Origin of the sequence: Desulfovibrio inopinatus DSM 10711, from assembly GCF_000429305.1 — a bacterium.
GTDB lineage: Bacteria > Desulfobacterota > Desulfovibrionia > Desulfovibrionales > Desulfovibrionaceae > Alteridesulfovibrio > Alteridesulfovibrio inopinatus.
On sequence record NZ_AUBP01000011.1, the window covers coordinates 147,169 to 169,880 of the forward strand.

General features: G+C 48.5%; 20 protein-coding genes. 9 read left to right on the forward strand and 11 right to left on the reverse strand.

Annotated features, from left to right (window positions below):
* Positions 1-12: 12 nt before the first annotated feature.
* Both uvrA and G451_RS0110315 read right to left on the reverse strand, forming a co-directional pair.
* A complete protein-coding gene (gene uvrA, locus G451_RS0110310; RefSeq protein ID WP_027184189.1) occupies positions 13-2,787 on the reverse strand; it encodes an excinuclease ABC subunit UvrA in 2,775 nt (924 codons plus the stop codon).
* Between the two features lie 103 nt (positions 2,788-2,890).
* Complete coding sequence (locus tag G451_RS0110315) at positions 2,891-4,609, reverse strand: ATP-binding protein (RefSeq protein ID WP_027184190.1); 1,719 nt, start codon at positions 4,607-4,609, stop codon at positions 2,891-2,893.
* 217 nt (positions 4,610-4,826) lie between these two features.
* Here G451_RS0110315 and G451_RS28760 point away from each other — a divergent pair, with 217 nt between their 5' ends.
* The gene (locus tag G451_RS28760; RefSeq protein ID WP_169727862.1) at positions 4,827-6,815 is read left to right on the forward strand and encodes an ATP-binding protein; all 1,989 of its coding nucleotides are present in this window, start codon (positions 4,827-4,829) and stop codon (positions 6,813-6,815) included.
* A gap of 197 nt (positions 6,816-7,012) precedes the next feature.
* Here the strand turns inward: G451_RS28760 and G451_RS32640 are convergent, their stop codons facing one another.
* Positions 7,013-7,861 (reverse strand): FecR family protein, encoded by an 849-nt coding sequence (locus G451_RS32640; protein WP_051261372.1) that lies wholly within the window; start codon positions 7,859-7,861, stop codon positions 7,013-7,015.
* Between the two features lie 144 nt (positions 7,862-8,005).
* Between G451_RS32640 and G451_RS0110330 the strand changes: the two genes are divergently transcribed.
* Both G451_RS0110330 and G451_RS28770 read left to right on the forward strand, forming a co-directional pair.
* On the forward strand, positions 8,006-8,596 hold the full coding sequence (locus G451_RS0110330; RefSeq protein WP_027184191.1) for a TetR/AcrR family transcriptional regulator: 591 nt from the start codon (positions 8,006-8,008) through the stop codon (positions 8,594-8,596).
* A gap of 40 nt (positions 8,597-8,636) precedes the next feature.
* Positions 8,637-9,173: a carboxymuconolactone decarboxylase family protein gene (locus G451_RS28770; RefSeq protein WP_051261373.1), complete on the forward strand. Its 537-nt coding sequence runs from the start codon at positions 8,637-8,639 to the stop codon at positions 9,171-9,173.
* 10 nt (positions 9,174-9,183) lie between these two features.
* On the opposite strand, the gene G451_RS28775 is transcribed toward G451_RS28770, so the two are convergent.
* The 3 genes from G451_RS28775 to G451_RS34995 form a co-directional block, all read right to left on the reverse strand.
* Positions 9,184-10,989 carry an HD domain-containing phosphohydrolase gene (locus G451_RS28775; protein ID WP_084448494.1) on the reverse strand — a complete coding sequence of 602 codons (1,806 nt, stop codon included), beginning with the start codon at positions 10,987-10,989 and terminating at the stop codon, positions 9,184-9,186.
* A gap of 17 nt (positions 10,990-11,006) precedes the next feature.
* Complete coding sequence (locus G451_RS0110345; RefSeq protein ID WP_027184192.1) at positions 11,007-11,402, reverse strand: response regulator transcription factor; 396 nt, start codon at positions 11,400-11,402, stop codon at positions 11,007-11,009.
* A 259-nt stretch (positions 11,403-11,661) separates the two neighbouring features.
* A complete protein-coding gene (locus tag G451_RS34995; RefSeq protein WP_245587802.1) occupies positions 11,662-11,979 on the reverse strand; it encodes an IscA/HesB family protein in 318 nt (105 codons plus the stop codon).
* A 134-nt stretch (positions 11,980-12,113) separates the two neighbouring features.
* Here G451_RS34995 and pyrR point away from each other — a divergent pair, with 134 nt between their 5' ends.
* Positions 12,114-12,677, forward strand: coding sequence for a bifunctional pyr operon transcriptional regulator/uracil phosphoribosyltransferase PyrR (pyrR, locus tag G451_RS0110355; protein ID WP_034641635.1), 564 nt, complete (start codon positions 12,114-12,116; stop codon positions 12,675-12,677).
* Positions 12,678-12,768: 91 nt separating this feature from the next.
* Here the strand turns inward: pyrR and argB are convergent, their stop codons facing one another.
* From argB to G451_RS32645, 5 genes are all read right to left on the reverse strand, one after another.
* Positions 12,769-13,653 (reverse strand): acetylglutamate kinase, encoded by an 885-nt coding sequence (gene argB, locus G451_RS0110360; protein ID WP_027184194.1) that lies wholly within the window; start codon positions 13,651-13,653, stop codon positions 12,769-12,771.
* Between the two features lie 42 nt (positions 13,654-13,695).
* A complete protein-coding gene (gene hslU / locus G451_RS0110365; RefSeq protein ID WP_027184195.1) occupies positions 13,696-15,099 on the reverse strand; it encodes an ATP-dependent protease ATPase subunit HslU in 1,404 nt (467 codons plus the stop codon).
* Complete coding sequence (locus tag G451_RS34105) at positions 15,096-15,233, reverse strand: hypothetical protein (RefSeq protein WP_156921580.1); 138 nt, start codon at positions 15,231-15,233, stop codon at positions 15,096-15,098. The genes hslU and G451_RS34105 overlap by 4 nt, the downstream gene beginning before the upstream one ends.
* Complete coding sequence (hslV, locus tag G451_RS0110375; RefSeq protein ID WP_027184196.1) at positions 15,230-15,787, reverse strand: ATP-dependent protease subunit HslV; 558 nt, start codon at positions 15,785-15,787, stop codon at positions 15,230-15,232. Before hslV ends, G451_RS34105 begins: the two co-directional genes overlap by 4 nt.
* 202 nt (positions 15,788-15,989) lie before the next feature.
* A complete protein-coding gene (locus G451_RS32645) occupies positions 15,990-18,644 on the reverse strand; it encodes an ATP-binding protein (RefSeq protein ID WP_051261374.1) in 2,655 nt (884 codons plus the stop codon).
* Positions 18,645-19,177: 533 nt separating this feature from the next.
* Here G451_RS32645 and G451_RS0110385 point away from each other — a divergent pair.
* From G451_RS0110385 to G451_RS0110405, 5 genes are all read left to right on the forward strand, one after another.
* Positions 19,178-19,822 (forward strand): HAD family hydrolase, encoded by a 645-nt coding sequence (locus G451_RS0110385; protein ID WP_027184197.1) that lies wholly within the window; start codon positions 19,178-19,180, stop codon positions 19,820-19,822.
* Positions 19,823-20,015: 193 nt separating this feature from the next.
* On the forward strand, positions 20,016-20,675 hold the full coding sequence (locus G451_RS0110390) for an HAD family hydrolase (RefSeq protein ID WP_027184198.1): 660 nt from the start codon (positions 20,016-20,018) through the stop codon (positions 20,673-20,675).
* Between the two features lie 45 nt (positions 20,676-20,720).
* On the forward strand, positions 20,721-21,107 hold the full coding sequence (locus G451_RS0110395; protein ID WP_027184199.1) for a VOC family protein: 387 nt from the start codon (positions 20,721-20,723) through the stop codon (positions 21,105-21,107).
* A 105-nt stretch (positions 21,108-21,212) separates the two neighbouring features.
* Positions 21,213-21,467, forward strand: a complete 255-nt coding sequence (locus G451_RS0110400) for an FmdB family zinc ribbon protein (protein WP_027184200.1) — start codon at positions 21,213-21,215, stop codon at positions 21,465-21,467.
* A gap of 266 nt (positions 21,468-21,733) precedes the next feature.
* Positions 21,734-22,576: an Mrp/NBP35 family ATP-binding protein gene (locus tag G451_RS0110405; RefSeq protein ID WP_027184201.1), complete on the forward strand. Its 843-nt coding sequence runs from the start codon at positions 21,734-21,736 to the stop codon at positions 22,574-22,576.
* Positions 22,577-22,712: the final 136 nt, after the last annotated feature.

Below are 22,712 nucleotides of genomic sequence, written 5' to 3' on the forward strand. Positions count from 1 at the left end.
AGGATGCTCTCCTTATCGTTCAGACGAAAGAAATCGGCCCGTTACCGAAGCCGGATCGTTCATGATATCTTCAGGAGTACCGCGGGACACAATACGGCCGCCGGATTCGCCGCCGCCCGGTCCAAGGTCGATGACATAATCCGACGCAAGCACGACATCGGTATTATGCTCAATAACAACCACGCTGGCTCCTTTCTCCACAAGTTTATGCAAAACCTGAATGAGTTTCCCCACTTCGTGCATATGCAGACCAGTGGTTGGTTCATCCAAAATATACAACGTTCCGGGAAGACTCCGCTTACCGAGTTCTCGGGATATTTTGATGCGCTGCGCTTCCCCGCCAGATAACGTTGTGGCAGGTTGTCCCAAGCCGAGGTATTCCAGTCCGACTTCTTCCAGAACGCCGAGACGTCTCGCTAAAATCGGATAATTATCAAAAAATTCACGAGCTTGGCGCACAGTCAGCCCAAGGACATCGGCAATATTTTTCCCTTTATATGTAACGTCGAGAGTTTCGCGGTTATAGCGTTTACCTCCGCAGACTTCACACGTCACAAAGACATCGGGCAAAAAGTGCATTTCCACCCGAATTTGTCCATCACCTTGGCAGGCTTCGCATCGGCCACCTTTGACATTGAAGCTGAACCGTCCCGGTTTGTATCCACGCTTTCTGGCCTCAGCAGTAGAGGAAAAAATATTGCGAATTTCGTCGAATACTTTGGTGTATGTCGCCGGGTTGGATCGTGGCGTGCGTCCGATAGGCGTTTGATCGATGGAAACGATTTTCTCCACCTTGTCATCGCCGGAAAACCCGTCAATTTCTCCCGGTTCTTCCACTTTGATACCACGCGCCAAAGCGAGATGCTTATAGAGTGTATCAACGACAAGCGAACTTTTTCCGGACCCTGAAACACCAGTCACACACACGAGGCAGCCGAGCGGAATTTCACAATCAAGATTTTGTAAGTTGTTGGTCCGCGCTCCAAGCACGGTCAATTTTCCATTGCCGGTACGACGCGTTTCCGGCCGGCTAATGACCATGTCACCACGCAAATACCGCGCAGTCAACGAATTGGAATGCTGAAGCAAATCCGTGACGTCTCCTTGATACACAATCTCGCCACCCAAACGCCCTGATCCAGGACCGAGCTCCACAACGTGGTCAGCGGCTTGAATCGTGGCTTCATCATGTTCGACAACCAAGACCGTGTTGCCTCGCCCTTGCAATTGCCGCAACGTCTGCAGCAACCGTTCATTGTCGCGGGGATGCAACCCGATGCTTGGTTCATCCAACACATAGGTGACCCCGACCAGCCCCGAACCAAGCTGACCGGCCAGACGAATGCGCTGGGCCTCACCACCGGAAAGCGTGGACATGTTCCGAGCCAAGCTGATGTAATCGAGCCCGACCCCAGCCAGGAAGCCAAGACGATGTGTCAATTCTTTCAATAAGGGTTCGGCAATACGCGCTTCCATCCCTGTAAAGGACAAATTTTCCAACCAATCGACCGTCCGGCCAATAGGCATGGCACAAAACTCGAAAAGATTTTTATCTCCAACATAGACGGCCAAAGCCTCAGGACGCAATCGCGCCCCTTTACAAGCCGGACATGGTCGACTCTGTCGGAATCTCGCCAATTCATCTCGCCAGATTGATCCCATAGCTTGACCACGATCAAGAACGGACGTCACCCCTTCCCAATCACATGTGTCATCACCGAAAAAAAGCGCATTCCATGCCGCTTCAGAAAATTTTCCCAACGGTGTTTTCAGCGTAAAACCATGCTTTTTGCCAACCTTCTCCAGCGTCGAGACGTAGCGTTCCAGAACGCGCTCATTCTTCCATGGTAGTATGCCACCTTGCGAAATGGACAACCCTTTATTGGGAGCAAGTAAAATCGGTTCGAAATATTCTACCGAACCGATCCCGCTACATGCCGGACACGCGCCTTGTGGACTGTTAAATGAAAACAATTGCGGACTTGGCGCAGGCATACTCACGCGGCAAGACGGACATACTGAGGCGGTACTGAAATATATATCTTTCGGGGGTTCTTCTTTTTGACTCACATCGGATACAAGTAGCCGTCCATCACCTTGCGAGAGAGCCAGTTCAACGGAGTCGGCTAACCGCTTGCGGATGTCAGGCTTCACGACAAGCCGGTCCACCACGAGTTCAATCGTATGTTTCTTGTTCTTTTCCAATGTCGGCACGGCTTCAAGCGACGTAACCTGGCCAGCGATACGAACCCGGACAAATCCTTGTTTCTTGAGTTTTGCCAAACGATCTGCGTGAGTGCCTTTTTTGTTCTCCACCATCGGCGCCATAACAAGCAGTTTACTGCCTTCGGGCATAGCCAAGATATCGTCGACAATTTGATCCGACGTCTGGGCTTCGATGGGTTTCCCGCACTCGGGGCATCGTACGACGCCCAAACGGGCATAGAATACTCGTAAGAAGTCATAAACTTCGGTCACCGTTCCAACAGTGGAGCGGGGATTACGCGAAGTTGTCTGTTGTTCCAATGAAATTGCCGGGGACAATCCTTCAATCTTATCGACCTGCGGCTTATCCATTTGCGGCAAAAATTGACGGGCATACGCAGACAACGATTCGACATATCGACGCTGTCCTTCGGCATAAATGATGTCAAACGCAAGAGTCGACTTCCCCGATCCACTCGGTCCACAAACCACAACAAGTTGTTCACGTGGAATATCGAGATCGAGGTTTTTAAGGTTATGCTGACGCGCCCCTTCTATATGGATTGCATTTTCACGATTCATTAAGTCTCCGTTTTGTTGACGCACTCGGCCTTTATAATCATCTGGCGCCATTTGCAAAGGGGGAAAGAAGAAGAGGACAGGCAGGTTTTTTCGCAAAGAAATGTTACACTCGGGAGGCATCAGCGGGGATCATTTTGCCTTCAGCATCGCCAATCTCCACGGTAAATTCAGCACCTTGCTCAAGCCCATTACTCACTACTTTGAGGCGACCGTTGCTTTCATTGAGAAAATTCCCAAAAGCATGAAGCCCAAGTCCATGTCCGCCTGGTTTAAGCGAAAATCCGGAGGATCCGACTTTGAGCAAATCATCTGCATGAATCCCCATGCCGTTGTCAGCAATACGAATTACCACTCTATTTTCCTCAATCGGCGCCTTCACAGCCTTCACCTGAATATGGCCATTTTCTCGTTGTTCCGAAAGATCAATGGCTTCCATGGCATTCTTTAAAATATTATGCAGGCCATGGATAAATTGGTGTTTTTGATTGCGGATCATAAGACCGTCTTCGATTTCGATATCCACGACAATCCCCCGTTTCTCCAATGTCGATGCAAAATCATCGATCAAATTACGAAGGATATGCCCAACATCAATATCGCTGACGTACCGCGCCTGGCTCCGTTGCGTATCGGAAAACATGTCTTGCTGATGCCGAATAGTCGTAATCATCCGGTCTTTCAACTGCTCCATATCTTTCATGCCGTCTTGAAGGCGCGGCAACGTTCGATCAAGCAAAACCGTTCGTAAGGCATCGAGATACTTTTCGGTCTCATCAGCTTTTCCCTCAAGAGCATCTCGGTGTGCTGTACGAATCGTTTCAACAGCTGTCCCATATTTTTCCAGTGATGCAATGAGCCCGTTAATTTTAAGAAATTTACCATCCATAGCGGACAGCGTATTGCCCACGTTATGCAAGTAGGAACTGGCCGATTCAAACAAACCGGCATTAAATGCGATTCCGGCTTCCTTTTCCTTTTCTTTTTCACGTATCCGTGACTCCAGAAGTGCTCGTGTGCGTGCACCAAGCTCCGCTGTCCGCTCTTCAACACGTGACTCCAGTTCAGCATTCGCTCGACGTAATTGCTCTTCAGCGCGTTGTCGTCGAAACACATTACGCGTCGAGAGAAACGCCAATCCCAAACCGGAAATTGTCGATATCGTCATGATCACGATTGCAAGTTGATTTTGTCGGTGCGCCCCGGCAGCAACCATAATTTCATCAAGTGGTGTCGAAATTCCAATGATCCAGGTTCGACCATTAGCCCATACTGGAGTCCATGCCGCGATCTCCGGTCCCTTTTCTGGCAACCAAACATACCATCCGACGCCCTCTTCCCCTTTAGAAACTTTGGAGACCATGGTTTCGAAATGGAATGCGCCCTTTTTTTCTTGTTTTTTGAAAATTTCCGCCATGGACTTACCACGATAGGCTTGCGGAAAATCAGAACTGGCATCGAAAACAACATACTGCGGCGTATAAATCCACGCATCACCATGTTCCAACAAATGTACCGGTTGAACATAGCGAGCAAGAACTGTTTGCTCCAGATCGCTAACGGACTCTCCGCGTGCCAAGCCTTCCGACATAGCCGTTTCTACGCTCCTGGCCATTGCGCGGACAATTTCAAGTTGGGTTTCTTGATATGCAGCCACAACGCCATTACGAAGGGCTTTGTCAAAATGGATACTCACATACCAACCAAGCCCGATGAGTAAAACAACGGCAATCGGAAGCGTCAGCTCAAATCGATACAACGTTGCCAATAATGTCCCAGGCTCGGCATTCAGATCGATACGAACTACATCTTTTTCAGTCTTCATACCTTCTCCTCCAGCGAACCCTTCGGACAACAGCTTGTGTCCGGAAAGGACATTCCTCTCACTTTCCATTCCTCATAATATCGGATAGTATCTTTGAATTGGTACAGTTCAAATCGGTTGACGTCCAGAACCGGCAGGACCATGGTTGACGCAACCGGATATCAAGAAAACATGCGCCTCAACCGAATTAAACGATTCAAGGGATGATGTGCTTCGCGTGACAGCCTCAAACAGACTCGATTCTTTAGATGATACGGCACAACTCAGCCCTGCATCATCTTATCCTCAGGACAATTACAAAGCCATATTCGACATTATCCAAACGGGTGCTGCGCTGATCCATAATCAGCAGATTGTGAATATCAACCGGCACGGCGCGGAAATATTCGGCTATCTCCCGGAAGAAATTCTCGGTCATACGACATCATTATTCTTTTTTTCTCCTTCGCATGCCGAGAATTTCCATAGGGAATGTGAACGTCGCCTTGCTGCACGTGGCACTGCACATTTTGAGCATGCATTCAAAACCAAAGATGGCAACGAGATATGGTGCCAAATCCGCGTAGCTCCTCTCGATGCCTCCAACGTTGCTCAAGGTGTGGTCTGGACTTTTGATAATATACAAAAAGAGCGCAAAATACAGCGCGAACTCCAAAAAGCGAAAAATGCAGCGGAAAGTGCAAACCGTCTCAAAAGTGAATTTCTGGCGAACATGAGCCATGAAATTCGTACTCCGCTTAACGGTATTATTGGGATGATCTCCCTGGCACAGGAAAGCGTTGTTTCGGCGGAAACCCGGCGCATGCTCGAAAGCGCACTTGATGCGTGCGACCAAATGCTTGATATTCTCAACGAGATACTCGACTTCTCCAAAATTGAAGCTGGCAAGTTCGAACTTGTTTCGGAATCATTTTCACTTCGCCGCCTTATCCATACCCTTATCCAAGTTTTCATTCTGCAGGCAAAAAAGAAAAACATTCCCCTGCATGTGACGATCGACGCCAATGTACCGGATATGCTCATTGGGGATGGTCTCAGGCTTCGTCAAATCCTCTCCAATCTTTTAGGCAATGCCATCAAATTCACGGAGCAGGGCGAAATAGAACTCACTATTGAGCCGCGAGAAATGAATGCAGGGTGCCACGATCGCGCCTGTTTGTTACTGACAGTGCGTGATTCAGGTATTGGCATTCCCGACGAAAAAATTGATACGATTTTCGATAGTTTCACCCAGGCCAACACGATGACGAATCGTCGATATGGAGGAACCGGTCTGGGATTGGCTATCACCAGACGACTTGTCGAAATGATGGGAGGTCGCTTGTGGGTGACGAGTACAGTGGGAAAAGGTTCCTCGTTCTCGTTGACGTTACCATTTGGCATTTCGCGCGATACCTCGTTGGAACTACCCAATGATACCCTGGAAACGCAGTCTCCGACCAAAGCAGGATTGCGTATCCTGTTGGCAGAAGACAATGAGATAAACCAACGTTTCACAAGCGTTTTTCTCCGAAGTCGAGGACACTCGGTTCATATCGTCAGCAATGGCCAGGAAGCGATTGATGCTGCCGTTGACCAGGATTGGGATATTATTTTGATGGATATTTCTATGCCCGTGGTCGACGGTATAGAAGCCACCAAAGTCATTCGCGAAACGGCCCCTAAAAACGGAGAGCCCCCTGTCCCCATCATCGCGCTTACAGCACATGCCTTTCCCAGCGATAAAGAAAAATTTCTTGCTGCCGGCATGAATGGATACGTGGCGAAACCATTCAATCTCAGCGAATTTGAAGGCGTACTTCTCCGTTTGGCTGAAAAACGTAGTGGTGACGCACAACGATCAAAATCCGTTGTTGAATTGTTTGATGAGAACTGGATTGTCCGTACTTTTGAAGACAAAGCCGATTTTTTAACCGAGCTTGTCACCATCTTCAAAGAGGATGCTCCACCGAAGCTCATTACCATTCGGCAAGCTGCCTCCAATCAAGATTTTAAAGCCGCTGCCGATGCAGCGCACTCCCTGAAAGGGATTTCCACCACGGTTGGCGCTCAGGCTGTTCGTGAAGCAGCCCACGCTGCTGAACATGCCGCGAAAGACGAGCGCCTGGAAACCCTGGAAAAATGTATCGCCCGCCTTGAATATCTTTTGCCCAACACGTTGGCGAGTATTGACCGTGTCTGTCTCGTTTTAACCTCGCAAGATTAAAAAAGGGTGAGTCTATTTCGACTCACCCTGACATCATAGCTCTCTTACTGCACGTTACAACGCATAGACTGTAATCTGATCCTCTTTTGTCTTCATCTTCGTACGTTTGACCATTGTACTCATAGACCAGAAGCAACCGATCATAATAAAAAAACGCCAATGACAATTTCTTGGAATCCCCCTCAGCGGAAACGTAACTATGGCAAATTACGTCGTTTTCGTCGTTCTTCTCGGCGTTGTCGCATACCGGATTGCATAAAATCATTTTGTCGTTGAAAGCGACGGGCATACCAGGCGCGTAATGCGGCCAAGGCGCGTCGACGATTTGCACCAAAGCGTTGCCCGAGTATCTCCATAGCAGCGTCAAGCGTTCTATTGCGATCAATAGCCAACGTCGCCAACCGTTGACGAAACATAGCAGGGATATCTCCGAACTCCTCTGGAGACACCCCACGACGAAACCGCAGAAATCGTCCCGCCAACAAACGTCGGCGTTGGCCGGAATGATCCGTAAAAAAGGCTGGTCCTCCCTCGAAAACAGCCACTTCAACATTATCATCGGCCACGGATACCGCTACATCTGTCCCACGAATTCCTAAAAAGCCCATTGGGGTTTGTATCTGGATATGATCGGCATCAGGATCGGCAGTTTCTCCGGAAACAAATCGAAGAGTCCCAACAGCAAGTGATACCGTCAATCGTGCACGTTGTGCTTGATCAGGATCATAAACAAAGTCAGAAAGCAGCACCTGTGAATCGGAAGACATGGACAATACCGAACCGTCCCAGAATTCCAGAGTTGCAAGACCTTGTGTGCGTGTCTCCACCGTATCATCACGAAACACAGGGTCTCGTTGTGCAAGCGTTCGTTGCGCACCTTGAGCCTTGGCAAAGACTTCTGGAGATAATTCTTGGGCATATCCCACCAGGGTTTCTGCATGCGCTGTAGAAACAAGGAGTACGAAAACGAGCCCCCCGAAAGAGAGTCCAATCGTCGCCTTTTTCAAATGACAGAGAAAACGATGTCGCACTCCGCGTTGAGACATGGCATGTGTCCTCCTTCTCTATCTTGAATCACATATCAACAACGTTAACGCGCTTTTTTGATGACATTCCGTCGCCATATTGTCACCTCTTCTCCAGACAAATCCCTTTCTTGACATTACTAGACGACCGGTCTACTATTTAATATGCAATCCAAAACATCAGCAAACACGCGACAACGTATACTGGAAACCGGAGCGCGTCTTATCCATAAGAAGGGATTTAACCATACGGGCATCAAAGAAATCCTTGATGCCTGTGATGTCCCGAAAGGTTCGTTTTATTTCTATTTTAAAAGCAAGGAAGAGTTCGGTTTAGCTGTTATCGATTTTCATTTTGAGCAGTTTGGTGCAATTTCCCGTACTATTTTCGATGAGCTTACAATGCCACCGATTGCACGACTTCGTGCGTATTTCGAAACATTCTTGGAGGGTATCAAGGCTCATCAGTGCGAGATGGGATGTCCACTCGGCAATCTTGTCCTGGAAATGAGTGATTTGAGCCCAGCAATGCGTGAGAAACTTCAGAGCGGTTTCACTTCTATGGAACATCGCCTCACGCACATTATTCAGCAAGCAATTGACCGTGGAGACATCACCCGTGCAATCGATCCAAATCAAACCGCGCAATGGCTGATGTCAGGGTGGCAAGGAGCTGTACTGTACACCAAATTGACGAGATCGACGGCTCCCATCGAGGCTTTTTTCGATCTCATGTTTAAGGAAATTCTTGTGTAAAGACATCAATCTCACTGTAACCTTGGAGAAGAACTGCCACATGTACCTGCTCAATCACATCCCGGTCGACCAAGCCCAAGGTGAACTTGCACACGCCTACAGTATTTTCCCCAACGGTGTCCCTGTTCCCGAGCCTCTTATTATGATGAGCGCAAGTCCGGAGTTGGCACAACTGCAAAGCAAAATCATTTCATATTTCATGACGCAAAGTCGTATGGAATCGCAAACCATGGCGGCTTTGCGCTATATTCTTGCAACGCGAAATAACTATGCCTTTTGCATGCGTTTCAATGCTCACTTACTTCAGTTTGCTGCCGGTTTCACGCCAAGCGAACTTGAATCCATGGCCAAAGATCCTGCGACGGCTCCACTTGAACCGGAACAAAAACAATTGCTTTTGTTTGTACTGAAAGTTGTTGATGCGCCACAGGACGTGACAAAAAACGATGTTGACGAACTCCGCGAAATGGGTTTCTCCGACACAGATATCTTCGATGCCGCCTATCATGCTGCATCGTTCATTGTGCCAACGACGTTATTCAAGGCATTCGTCAAAGAGGACGAGAAGGAAGAGTGATAGAACTTTCTCAATTCGAGGGAAGCGAAGAAACTGGACGCGCCGCTTCATCATCGGAGTGCTCACGATTTTGAGAACGTTGGAGATATTCCTGGAAATCTTCATGTGTCGCCATACGTTGCGCATCTTCCTCGATAGCATTGATTGAATTCTTGAGGAGTTCGACTAAACGTGCATCGATACGCCCAGCATCGGCTTCTTTGGTAAGGACATCAAGCGCTTTGTCACGAGGAAGTGCCGGTTTGTAGTGGCGTTCCATCGTGATCGCATCATAAATATCGACAATGGAGATAATACGCGTCTGGAGGAGAATATCGTCTCCTTTATCTCCGGATGGATATCCAGAGCCATCGAGACGTTCATGGTGCTGTGAAATAATCCTCAACAAACTTCGCATATTCTCAGGAAATGGGATATGCTGCAAAATACGAAAACTTTCGACCGGATGACGTTCAATTTCTCGACGCTCATCAACGGTCAAATTACCACGTGGAATAAGCAGAGACGTAATTTCATCATCAGACAAAAGCGGCAAAATGGTTCCATTAATGCGAAGTTCAAACTTGCCCAATTTTCCGATGATCGCGGCATCATCCCGTGAAACCATATCACATGAATTAATTCGTGAAAGGTGCTCAAAATATTTGCGCCATTCTTTGCCAGTGATTTCACCCCACATTGCCATACGTGTTTGGATAACATCCATGACACGAGCAGGCAGACGTGACGACTTCGTCAAAACTTGCTCACGAATGCCAATTTTTCCAACATCGTGGAGCAGACCCGCATAAAAAACTTCATGCAGGTTGTCTTCGGAAAACACAACATCGGGAAAAAGCGTATTATCGTCGTGAACCACTTTCGATAGTGCGACAGCAAGACGAGCAACGCGTTGGGAGTGCCCCGATGTAAAGGGATCACGAGCATCAATCGCTGTAGCCAAGGCCTGCAACAAAGCCTTCATGAGCACTTGGACGGATTCAAAATTGAGCGCGTTGCCTAAAGCAATGCCGACAACGGAAACTATGGTCGAAATGTATTGAAGATGACTGGCGTCGAAACGTGGCGTTTGACTTGTTGCAAGGACCAAGGCGCCCACACATTTATTCGAGGATACAAGAGGAACGAGAAGCATCGCCTTGACCGCTTCAATCTCATTGTGCCACCGCGAATCGTGTGTCAAATCATTAATGATTTCGCCTTTTCCTCCACGAATAATATCGAGGAACAATATTGTGTCGACTACTTTTTCCAACTCAAGTTCATAAGCCGATCCATAATAATCATATGGAATAAGTTCAGCTGAAGTTCCATCCCGCAAAAACAGCATACCGCCTTCAGCTGGCATTGCTCCTTGCTGGCATTCATTCAATAAGGCTCGGGCCACATCACGCGGACGTAATGAATTATTGAGATTGACCGATGCCCGATGCAACAACGCGATCTCTCGATACTTTTGCAGTGTTTCCGAAGCCAGACTACGCCGAACAGCTTCTCCACGCAGAAGCTCCTCAATAGAATACGCGAGAAATTCAATAAATTTGGGGAGGTGTAGTCGTGTACAGGAATCATCTGCGCATGTCGGCACCGGTGGGATTAATAAAAGTTGTGCGACCTCCACTCCATCGTGTCTCAACGACTGAAAAAGAGTCTGCTCAGGCAGCCCCGTAATGTCGCATTGTACATCACCTGCACTTCCGAGGATGGTCTCGCCCTGCAATACGAAGATACCATATCCCGGTCCAAGGAATTGTATAGATCGTTCAAGCAGCGAAACAAGAAGGTGTTGCTTTAGAAGCCGTTTTGAGGCGGTCATCGGCTAACGTTCAAATCCTATGCAAGAGAATCTTCAATATTGAGGAGTTCCTTTGCCACATCCAGGACTTCATCGGGATCAAACGGCTTCGTCATATACCGGCTTGCCCCAAGTTCTAATCCTTGCTTACGGTCCACTTCTTGTCCTTTCGCTGTCAACAATACAATATTCACATTCCGTAGCGCAGGATCGGCCTTTACTTTTTGGCAAACTTCATACCCGTTGAGTTTCGGCATCATAATGTCAAGAAAAACCAAATCTGGTTTTTCCTCAACAATAATACCAAGCCCCTCTTCTCCATTCGAAGCGGACAAAATCTCGACATCAAAGTCTTCTTCCAGTTCTTCGAGTGTTTGTTCGAGAAGCATCCGAATATGAACTTCATCATCTACAATTAGTATCTTGCCAGGCATGAATGCACTCCAAGGATAGCAAAATTGGAATACTATGGTTCAAGGATTTTGTTAGCACAGAGTAAAACAAACGTGAAGAACGAATTGTCCTACTTTGAAAAATTTACCATGTACTTCTTTATAAAGCAAAGGCGGATTCATTGTGAACCCGCCTTCGTATTCATGTTGTGCTACTCAGTGGACACTCTTCGTATCGTACGCTCGACAGACCCAAAAGCCTTCTTCTCCACGTATCAAACACGATGTGCAGAGCATCCATCTAGCAGGAGCAGGATCCTGAGGAACATGATGACCCACAACTACCGCCACCGAATTCAAGCTGGGAGTTTATCTGGAATCCCATATAGGACATGTCGATTGAGATTGGAGCAGCTTTGCCGTACAATTCTTTATCGATGATGAATTGAAAGCCGTTTGCATCAACGTTGTCGTCGGTATCTTTTGGCTCATCCAGAGCCAGTGCCAAGCGCGGCCCGCTTCAGCCACCGGCGGACAGATAGATGCGAATAGGCGTCTTTTCTTTGTCCGCAAAGTACGCTTCAAGCTGCTTCAATGCGGAATCGGTCAGTTCAATCATACTTCCTCCTCAAGTGTTTCGATGCGTGGTAGGTAAGTCTCTCCGCAGTGATTGTCAAATTTCTTGCGTCTTACCAGCACAAAGTCGTCGTCAGCCTGATTGCCAGAAATGACAATATGCGATAAATTTCGTTTATGAACATACCCACTACGCCCGTGAAGGAAATGCTCGTTCTCGGTAGTGCCGAAATGGCCAAAACCTTGAAAGATCTTGTCGATGCCGTCGCCGCCGACCTCGCTGTCGATAATCGGCTTGCCATTATCGGCATCCAACGCCGTGGTGTCGAACTGGCCGAACGTATCAAAGGAGCACTTGAAGAGCGGTTGGGAACCACGATTCCTCTCGGCAAGCTTGATATCAACATGTATCGAGACGACTGGACCACCTCAGTGAAACAACCCAATATCGGACCGACGCATATCGACTTTGCCATTGATGATCTCAATATTCTTTTAGTCGATGATGTGTTGTTCACAGGGCGGACCATTCGTTCAGCTCTGGAAGCTATATTGGATTACGGACGCCCTAAAGCTGTGAAGCTCCTTGTCTTGGTCGACCGTGGTCACCGAGAACTCCCGATACAGGCAGACTATGTCGGCATGCGTGTCGATACGGCACCGGCTGAACGCGTTGACGTGTTTGTCAGTGAACGTGATAGTGAGGATAAAGTTTGTCTCTCCTGTCGTGCTGACGATTAACCGACCTTTTGTTGCATTTCCCCCCAAATAAAACGGGCAACCCGTCAACGAGTTGCCCGTTTCTGTGCAGAACGTTGTCCGCCGATATGCCTTAAAGTTTCAGAACAAACTCTGTCCCAATTCCGGATTTGGTGAACAGCTCAAGAATAAGAGAATTCTCGATGCGTCCATCAATGATGTGTGCCTTTTCCACTCCGGCAAGAACGGCTTCCATGCAGCATTTTGCTTTGGGAATCATGCCGCCGGAAATGGTTTCCTGCTCAATGGCCAATGACGCGGCGCGCATATCTATAGTGGAAATAAGCTCTTTATTCTCGTCCAGTATGCCAGGAACATCCGTCAACAATACAAGTCGTTTGGCATCAAGCGCACAAGCAACGGCCGATGCAACGGAATCGGCGTTGATGTTGTAAGTTTCGCCGGATTCATCCACGCCGACAGGTGCAATGACCGGTATAAAATCCTGGTGCGTTAGCGTCCGAATGAGATCAGCATTGATGGATGCGACTTCACCCACTTTTCCCAGGTCAATAATTTCAGGGGTTGCATCCTTTTTACCCAGCACCATTTCAAGCTTTCGTGCTTTAATCAGGTGACCGTCTTTCCCCGACAAGCCAACGCATTCTCCACCAAGCAGGTTGATGAGGCCAACAATCTGTTTATTGACCTTGCCGACGAGCACCATTTCAACCACATCCATCGTGGCGTCGTCAGTCACGCGTAACCCTTCACGGAAATGGCTGTTGATGCCAAGTTTATCGAGCATGGTTCCGATTTGCGGTCCTCCGCCATGCACAATAACCGGATTGACCCCAATATATTTGAGCAAGATGACATTGAGCGCAAAGCTGCGTTTGAGCGCCTCATCCTTCATGGCATGCCCGCCGTATTTAATGACTACGGTCTTATGGTAAAAATCTCGGATGTAGGGCAGTGCCTCAAGAAGTATTTTGGCTTTAGCGTGTTCGTTGTCCACGGCGATACTCCACAGCGCTCCGGCTCAGGCCGGTTGAGAAGGTTAAAGAATATACCTCGACAAATCGCGGTCTTCGGCCACGTCTTCGAGCTGTCCCACAACAAAGTCACGATCGACAACGACCGTTTCACCACTCCGATCAGGCGCTTCGAACGACAAGTCAGTGAGAATCTTTTCCATGATGGTATACAGCCGGCGAGCCCCGATATTCTCGGTTTCCTCATTGATTTGTTGAGCGAACGCGGCCACTTCCTCAAGAGCTTCTTTCTCGAAGGTCAATGTCACGCCTTCCGTCGCTAACAATGCAGGATATTGCAAGGAAAGAGCATTCTTGGGTTCGGTCAGAATGCGGAAGAAATCATCGCGACTCAAAGGAGACAGTTCCACGCGTAACGGGAAACGTCCCTGCAACTCGGGAACGAGATCCGAAGGTTTGGATAAATGAAATGCGCCAGCCGCAATGAATAAAATATGATCCGTGGAGACCATGCCATATTTCGTGTTAACGACACAGCCTTCAACAACCGGCAACAAATCTCGTTGCACGCCTTCGCGTGACACATCCACTCCGGCACCGCTATTTTTTCCACAGATTTTATCGATTTCATCAATAAAAATGATCCCGGTCTGCTCAACGCGCTCCCGAGCCAAATCCGTGACTTTGTCCATATCAACCAAACGTTCCGACTCTTCTTGCAGCAAGACTTCATAGGCGTCTTTCACACGCATGCGCCGCATCTTCTTCTTCTGCGGAAACATCTTGCCCATAATGTCTTTAAACTGTGAGCCGATATCCTCCATGCCCGGCATAGCCATAATCTCCACCTGAGGAGATTGGGCAGTCACTTCGATATCGACTTGCTTGTCATCAAGTTTGCCTTCACGCCACAATTTTTTCAGTTTGTCCCGCGTCGACAATTTATCGTCGGACGGAGCGCTTTGGCTGGACTCTACTTCGAAAGAAGGCGGTGGTGGCGTAACCAACGCTGTCCCGAGCGGCGATCCCTGAGGAGGTTGCGCCTGCGGAACTCCCCCTGGCAGCAACAAATCAAGAAGTCGTTCTTCGGCTTGTTTTTCCGCCTTCACGCGAACGCGGTCGATTTCTTCCTGGCGAACGAGATTGATGCCAATCTCCATGAGGTCGCGCACCATGGATTCGACATCGCGTCCGACATACCCAACTTCCGTGAATTTGGTCGCCTCCACTTTGTAGAAGGGAGAATTCGACAGTTTAGCTAATCGGCGAGCAATTTCAGTTTTTCCCACCCCGGTTGGCCCAATCATCAGAATATTTTTGGGGGCGATCTCGTCACGCAATGAGGGATCGATTTGTTGACGTCTCCAACGATTGCGCATTGCAACGGCCACCATGCGCTTTGCATCCTTCTGGCCGATGATGAATTTGTCGAGTTCAGACACGATTTCTCGTGGCGTCATTGTGCTCATGAAGCCTCCGTCACGGCTGCTTGTCGTAATCTATTCACGGGACGATTCCATAATGGACCGTATCGTTTCGGAAATCCCTGGCCGCTTCCCCATCCAATGAGCCCGCGGCAACCGGCACGCGTCTTAACGATCATGATGATTCGTCGGGGTTTTTCGATATGGTTTCCAGAGTAATGTTGTCATTGGTATACACACAAATATTAGCGGCAATTTCCATGGCCTTCTGTGCTATTTCCGCAGCGGACAACGATGTGTTTTGTTTGAGCGCCCGGGCAGCAGACAAAGCAAACGCGCCACCGGAACCAATAGCGGCCAATCCATCATCGGGCTCGATGACGTCGCCGTTTCCGGATAAAATGAGAACCGTTTCGGCATCAGCCGTCACAAGCATGGCCTCAAGTCGGCGTAAATATTTATCCTTTCGCCAATCTTTCGCAAGTTCTACGGCCGCTCGCGTCAGGTTGCCAGCGAATTCTTCAAGCTTGGACTCAAAACGTTCAAACAGGGTGAAAGCATCCGCCGTGGAACCGGCAAAGCCGATAAGGATTTTGTTTTTATACAAACGGCGTACTTTTTTTGCCCCATGCTTCATGGCCATGTTTTGGCCCAGCGTTACCTGTCCGTCTCCGGCAAGGGCCACGCCATTGGCGTCTTTGACTGCCAGAATCGTCGTTCCACGAATCTCCATGTTATCACACTCCACCCCGGACGTACCGGACATATCAATATCTGAAAGAAACCGGGCACCATAGCGCATACTGCCCGCGCCAATCAATAACAATACCTTGATTTGAGGAACTTTTCCAGCCGATTACCCACGCCGAGTCGCCAGGGGTACAGGCTATGACGTCCTTCGTCTTTGGGAGTTCGGAACGATTTGCCCCACGCAATTACAACGTTACGCTTGAGCGAATGCTGTCGGGCAAAAGCAACACCTGCACACCGGAATACGATGCGACGCGTTCGAAATCGACTGCTGCCGCCGCTCTGGACGAAACAATGACAGTCCCTTGGAATCCTGATTCAAGCCGCTTGTAGAGTTCATATTCACGGCAATATTCCAAACTCTCCCGCGCCAAAGCAAAAGCGGGCTCGATATCAGGTTTGCCGTTTGTCTGCAAGGCGAGAGCCGGTTCCGTGGAGTGGGCACCGTTCAGCAGGCTGTTAATCATGTCCACAAGTCTATCCTCATCGATAGGCTTGCTCAATGCAGCATCGGCCACATTGTGATCGTCTGCATCTCCCATAACACTAATGACCATAATAGGGATGGATGAAAGATTGGCATCACTGCGAAATGCCGCAATGGTTTCACGACCATTCATGACCGGCATAAGAAGATCCATCGTCACGAGATCCGGCCGAGTCTCCTGTGCCATCTCCAAGGCTTGACGACCGTTGGTTGCAACAATAACCCGGTACCCTTTCCGAAAAAGAAATTGCCGTAAAAAACTGCGCACTCCAGGGTCATCGTCCACGACGAGGATCAGAGGTTTCATGACATCGTTATTCGATTCAACTTCCACATCGAGAGGAAAGGGATGTGCGCAGGCATTTTCTTCAATGGGGATGTCAACATGAAACGTGCTTCCCACTTCAGGTTCCGATTCCACAAGGATGGAGCCATGGTAATGTTCAACAATTTGTTGGCAAATAGCCAATCCAAGGCCCGTTCCCCGAGGTCTTTCGCCCAACATATCAGGCTGGCTGACTTGGTGGAACTTTCCAAAAATATTCTTGTGCTCACTTTTGGGGATACCGATACCTGTATCCTCTATCGAGATACGTACAAAAGAATCATGTCGGGATGCACGCAAGGCGATGCAACCTTTATCTGTGAATTTTGCTGCATTGTTTAAAAGATTAATAAAAACCTGTCGCAGACGATCCGGATCGACTTGGAGCTGTAGATCGCCATGAGGAATGGTTGCTTCGAAACAGACGTCTTCTTTCTCCAAAAACTGTCCCGCCACGGAATCAACAACGTCTTCAAGTAATGAAAAGATGTTCACATCTTTTTCATTCCACAAAATACGGCCGGATTCGATTTTTTCAAGGTCTAAAAAATCACTGATAAGGCGTGTAAGGCGTTCGCCCTCATGGACGATAATTCCAAGGTTGTCACGAATGCGACCCCCTCGCTGAACCAGCTTTTTCTCTTTTCCGGTAAGAGGAAGAAACGTCCCGGCAAATTCTTTATCGATCAATTTGGCAAACCCGAGAATGGACGTCAGCGGGGTGCGAAGCTCGTGCGAAACCATGGACAACAGGCCCGATTTGATCTCGTCCATTTGGGTCAAGGCAATATTGGCACATTCCAATTCCGTATTACGTTCAGCCAATTCGCGTGTTCTGTGATTTACTTTCTCCTCAAGGTGCGTATTCAACCGTGCAAGTTCATCCAAAGCTTTTTTGCGCTCAGTAATATCTTCAATCATAGCGTCGATGAGCAATAATTCCCCTGAGGCACTTTTCACTCCCCGAGCTTTCACCGATACCCACAGAACGGACCCGTCTCGATGCCAGAACCGTGTCTGAAATTCGGTAACAATGTCGGTTTCATTCAAACAGTACAACAAAGCAGCCCGATCCATTGGATCGAAATACATATCGCGGTCCACATCACGAACATTATCTTTGAACTCTTTTTCGTCTTCATAGCCCAGCATGTACATCATGGCAGGGTTTGCCGCCAAAACTTGCCCATCAGGCCCTGCCTGCATAATCCCTTCAACGGCGTTCTCAACGATTCGACGATAATTTTGTTCTGCTTCAATACGCTTTTGATTGATTTCATGTCGGGTTTGCAAGCTGGCATCCATCGTCTGAAGCAAACGATTAGTCGTGACTGCAAGTAATCCCAGCTCGTCAGTTCTATGACCAGGAGGGATAGGGATAAGCGAACTACCAGGCTCCTCGGGGTTCACGTCGGCGAGACGTCGAATCATAGCGACGAGAGGAAAAGTCAGGGAACGATTGAAAAGAATCGTTAGGATACAGGCAAAAACAAGACTGGATACGATCCCTAAACCTAAGACTGTAGCCATGCGATCTAAGATAGGCCCGAGGGTAGCACGGGAATCTACTCGCACGAGAATCAAACCAAGAGATTTTGGCTGATCTGGAGACATGACGTCAAACGTATATTCAATTTCGTGTGGTTTCAGTTTTTTGAGCAACCAGCCCCAATCTCCCATGAGCTCCGGTCGCGTTCTCGACGCCAAAATGGACCCAAAGTCGTCAACAATCATTGCTTCATGAATATATCGAAACCTTACAAGCCCTTCCACAACTTGCCGTGCCAACCCATCATCAAGGTCATGCAGCGCCTGCCTTGCAGGCATCGAAACAACTTCAACGACATGTTGAATCGTGGAATAAAGTGTTTGTCGCTCTAATCGTAAATCATTGAGGATGACAGCCGTACTAATCATTAGCCCAAGCAGCAATGCAACGACAAAGGCATTACGAGCCTGCCGATATGAAAGTCGTTTAGAGAGAGGTATATCATGTGGAGATTCAAAACCGGAAAACGGATTCGGCATTCACCATACTCCTGCAATTATCCGGCAAAAGAACATCGCATTACCAGATGATGACTCGCCAAAAATAGCTCGCTAATACAAATAGAAACAATAGCATACAGGCATAACTTCACAATACAGAGTGATCACCATACATAGCATCATTGACCAACGGCACACAATAATATTCACTATCTTGTAAACACGTCACAACACAATGAATGAATTACGTCTCGTTATCATCCGTATTATACAACTAAAACATATGCCCGTCACCCATCGAGTTGAACTCAATCTATCGATATTACTCACATTACCCTCGTGTTGCAATGAAGAAAACGCCATACGCTGGATCGTTGCAGGAAAAATACGCACGATATTCTTCTCACCCCCCTTCCAATACACGGTATACAGGCATATTTTCTCATCGCATATAAGAGAAAAAACATCGACAAAAATTATAAAGAGAAACAATACGCCCTCCTGGCAGAAGGATCAATTCCATTTTGCAAAGAGGCTTGACCCTCTTTGGGGGTTGGGGCAAAAACGGCCTTATGAAAACACAAGCCATTATTTTCGATCTCGACGGAACGCTTCTCAACACGCTGACCGATATCGCTAACGCCATCAATGTCGCGTTATCCATGCATAATTTGCCCACGCATCCGGAGAACGCATACCGCACGATGATTGGCAATGGCCTTGAAAAGCTTGTTGAACGCGCTCTTGGCCCTCAAAATACCTCCTATTTTTCCGTTGTCCTTGCCGATGCCCATACGGAATACGGAAAGCGCCTGGACCAAGCAACAGCACCATATCCGGGAATCAATGCAATGCTGGCTGATCTGGTTCGCATGGGACTGCCATTGGCCATTCTTTCCAACAAACCACATGATCTCACTTTGGATTCAGTAAAAACCTACTTTCCGGAAACCCCCTTTGCGGTGGTTGCTGGCGCCAAGCCGAACGTTCCGTTAAAACCGTCAGCCGATGCCGCCTTGGCGATTTGCCAAGAATTGAGCGTCTCCCCAAACCAGACGATATTCGTCGGCGACTCACAGATGGACATAAAAACGGCCGTCAATGCCGGCATGTTCGGTGCTGGAGTATCCTGGGGATTTCGAGACAGGGAGGAACTCCTTCAAGCAGGTGCCTCAGTTGTAATTAATCGCCCGGACGAACTTCTTGCATTATTATAGTCCCCCAAGCGGAGCTGTCGAACAAGGGCACACAAAAGTGACCCCCTGACAAGAACAGAGAACACTCGCTGACACTATGATGCTGAACAGGAACGCCTTCAGAACATTCTCCATTTTCCTCTTTGTTCTTTCGTAGCATATTTCGTACTCAATTTTCTATGCTAAGAACACGTAACCTTCGAGGTGCCTCCCCATGTCGTATGCTGTTATTTTTGATATGGATGGTGTTGTTATTGATTCTGAACCCATCCATCAACGTGTTTTCCAAGAAATTGCCGCCAAACGCGGTATTACATTGCCTCCAGGGGCCTTGGCCGCCTATATTGGCCGCTCCCCTATTGTTCAGTGGACCGACCTGAAAAACACCTACCAGCTTGATGAGCGTCCCGAGGACATTGCTGCAGAGCAAATGGACAGATATCTTGCGGTATTAGCCGAAATCAGGCCCGGACCGATGCCAGGGCTCTCATCGTTGCTTACCTATTTGACCAACGAGGGCGTTCTCATGGCCCTCGCCTCTTCGAATACGCGTAAAGTTGTTGACGCGGTGCCCGACATGCTCGGTATCGGCCAGTTTTTTTCACAGCGTATCAGCGGTCAAGACGTGACACATGCCAAGCCGGCACCAGATGTTTTTCTGGCAGCTGCACAAAAACTCAACGTTCCGGCTCCACGTTGCATTGTTGTCGAAGATGCAACTAATGGCGTCAAAGCCGCCAAGGCCGCAGGCATGCGTTGTGCCGGGTTGCAGATCCCTGGCACAGGCGACCAAGATCTTTCTTTGGCGGACATTATTGTCCCGTCGTTAGTTGAATTGGAGCATGCTTTTGCAACCGGCCTCTGGTGGTCCTGAACGTCCACATATTCGTGTTGTCATCTTCATTCATTGGAGTAAACCATGCATCTGAGTCACATCGCTATCTGGACATCGGACCTGGAGCGATCCAAACACTTTTATGAAACATGGTTTGGTGGAAGAGCAAACACCAAGTACCATAATCAACAAACCGGATTCACATCGTATTTCCTGTCTTTTAGCACAGGAGCACGGCTGGAAATCATGCAGCGTCCCGATATCACATCTCTAAATTCATCTGACGGCGAACAACTCGGTTTGGCGCACATGGCGTTCTCTGTTGGCAATGCCGACGATGTCGACACCTTGACCGAACGTTTTCGAGCGGCCGGTGTCGTCATTGCTAGCGAGCCCCGAACGACAGGAGATGGATATTACGAAAGTGTCGTTCTTGATCCCGACGGAAACCGAGTTGAGATTACGACTTAAGGAATTCTCCTCTTTTTCGTACGGAAATCTTGACAGGTTCTCCGACCGGAACTAGAGCCTCTTCTTTAGCCTTTTATTAACGACTTCATCCATAAGGAGTCATCTATGCCTATATACGAAATCGAGTGTGCGGATTGTGGATTTTCCGGGGAAGTTATCGCATCCATCACGCAAACCTCTCCCCCATGTCCATCGTGTGCCAGCACAAACACACAGAAACGTATGGCTGCGACAAGTTCATTGACCGGGAAAGAATCGTCTGGTCTTCCTGGTCCATCAGATACAGGATGCTGTGGTTCCCGCCCCCAACATGCGGGATGTGCCGGCCCAGGATCGTGCTGCGGAAAAGCAGGTTTATAAGACGGAATGCCGCCGGCGTCTGTTTTGCTCTCACCTTGATGAAAGGCGTTCACCATAGCGAATGCAGAACAGACCTCACCTCCCTCTTCAAAGACGTGTATCGAGATGTTTATTGGGAAAGAGTTAACAGAAGAATGCTGGTGCTTGAAATATTGTACCCGATGAAAGTTTTTGAAGATTCTTTAAGAACCTGTTTCCAATAACGTTCTTAGGCCGCCGGAGGCATTCCGACGACAATTCAACATACGCTTGATTAGGAGCATACTATGTCGGAAAATAGCTGTGGAAGTGGTGGTTGCGCTACCAATAAGGAAGCCGAAGAAAAAAAAATGGCCGAATTGATGGGCCGCATCAAAAATAAGATTGTTGTCTTGTCGGGAAAAGGCGGCGTAGGGAAAAGCACCGTTGCTGCAAACCTGGCTGTGGGCCTGTCGCTTGAAGGCAACAAAACCGGTTTGCTTGATGTCGACGTCCATGGCCCGAGCATCCCTCGCCTGCTCAAACTGACAGGTACCAGACCCGGTGTACGCAACGATACGATGATCCCAGTAGAATATAGCTGGAATCTCGGCGTAATGTCCGTTGGCTTTCTGCTGCCGGATGAACACGAAGCTGTTGTTTGGCGTGGACCAGTCAAAGGCAGCGTCATCAAGCAGTTTCTTGACGGAGTGGAATGGGGCGAGCGCGATTACCTTATCATTGACTGCCCTCCTGGAACTGGCGACGAACCGCTGTCCGTCTTGCAATTTCTTGGAAAGGACGCCAAAGCGGTTATTGTCACCTCTCCTCAAGCGGTAGCGATGGACGACGTTCGCCGCTCTATTACATTCTGCCGGCTTATGGATACGGAAATCATCGGTATTGTGGAAAATATGAGTGGTTTTGTTTGCCCGGATTGCGGAGCCGTCCACAACATTTTCGACACGGGCGGCGGTGAGCGTCTCGCGCTTGATGCAGGTGTTCCCTTTCTCGGCCGTATTCCCATCGATATGGAAGCTGCCAAAGCAGGTGACAATGGCGAAGCTTTGTTGGCCGTCAAAAGTGATTCTCCGGCGTCGCAAGCCTTCAAGCATGTTGTTCGCGCTGTTATTAAATCAAGTAAAAAATAGCCATTGTATTGTGGTTTTCCCGCTTTTGAAAGCACATGCTTGCGTCATGCAGGCATGTGCTTTTTTGTGAGGAGAGGACAGCGCAGAACACATCCTCCTCCAAGCAAATCGTTTCTCTTCCCATCTTTGCCATGGA

Excerpts from the sequence above, each read along its gene's own strand:
- uvrA (WP_027184189.1), bottom strand. The coding sequence starts at position 2,787 with ATGAATCGTGAAAATGCAATCCATATAGAAGGGGCGCGTCAGCATAAC.
- G451_RS0110315 (WP_027184190.1), bottom strand. The coding sequence starts at position 4,609 with ATGAAGACTGAAAAAGATGTAGTTCGTATCGATCTGAATGCCGAGCCT.
- G451_RS32640 (WP_051261372.1), bottom strand. The coding sequence starts at position 7,861 with ATGTCTCAACGCGGAGTGCGACATCGTTTTCTCTGTCATTTGAAAAAG.
- G451_RS0110330 (WP_027184191.1), top strand. The coding sequence starts at position 8,006 with ATGCAATCCAAAACATCAGCAAACACGCGACAACGTATACTGGAAACC.
- G451_RS28770 (WP_051261373.1), top strand. The coding sequence starts at position 8,637 with ATGTACCTGCTCAATCACATCCCGGTCGACCAAGCCCAAGGTGAACTT.
- G451_RS28775 (WP_084448494.1), bottom strand. The coding sequence starts at position 10,989 with ATGACCGCCTCAAAACGGCTTCTAAAGCAACACCTTCTTGTTTCGCTG.
- G451_RS0110345 (WP_027184192.1), bottom strand. The coding sequence starts at position 11,402 with ATGCCTGGCAAGATACTAATTGTAGATGATGAAGTTCATATTCGGATG.
- pyrR (WP_034641635.1), top strand. The coding sequence starts at position 12,114 with ATGAACATACCCACTACGCCCGTGAAGGAAATGCTCGTTCTCGGTAGT.
- hslU (WP_027184195.1), bottom strand. The coding sequence starts at position 15,099 with ATGAGCACAATGACGCCACGAGAAATCGTGTCTGAACTCGACAAATTC.
- G451_RS34105 (WP_156921580.1), bottom strand. The coding sequence starts at position 15,233 with ATGATCGTTAAGACGCGTGCCGGTTGCCGCGGGCTCATTGGATGGGGA.
- hslV (WP_027184196.1), bottom strand. The coding sequence starts at position 15,787 with ATGGAGATTCGTGGAACGACGATTCTGGCAGTCAAAGACGCCAATGGC.
- G451_RS32645 (WP_051261374.1), bottom strand. The coding sequence starts at position 18,644 with ATGCCGAATCCGTTTTCCGGTTTTGAATCTCCACATGATATACCTCTC.
- G451_RS0110385 (WP_027184197.1), top strand. The coding sequence starts at position 19,178 with ATGAAAACACAAGCCATTATTTTCGATCTCGACGGAACGCTTCTCAAC.
- G451_RS0110390 (WP_027184198.1), top strand. The coding sequence starts at position 20,016 with ATGTCGTATGCTGTTATTTTTGATATGGATGGTGTTGTTATTGATTCT.
- G451_RS0110395 (WP_027184199.1), top strand. The coding sequence starts at position 20,721 with ATGCATCTGAGTCACATCGCTATCTGGACATCGGACCTGGAGCGATCC.
- G451_RS0110400 (WP_027184200.1), top strand. The coding sequence starts at position 21,213 with ATGCCTATATACGAAATCGAGTGTGCGGATTGTGGATTTTCCGGGGAA.
- G451_RS0110405 (WP_027184201.1), top strand. The coding sequence starts at position 21,734 with ATGTCGGAAAATAGCTGTGGAAGTGGTGGTTGCGCTACCAATAAGGAA.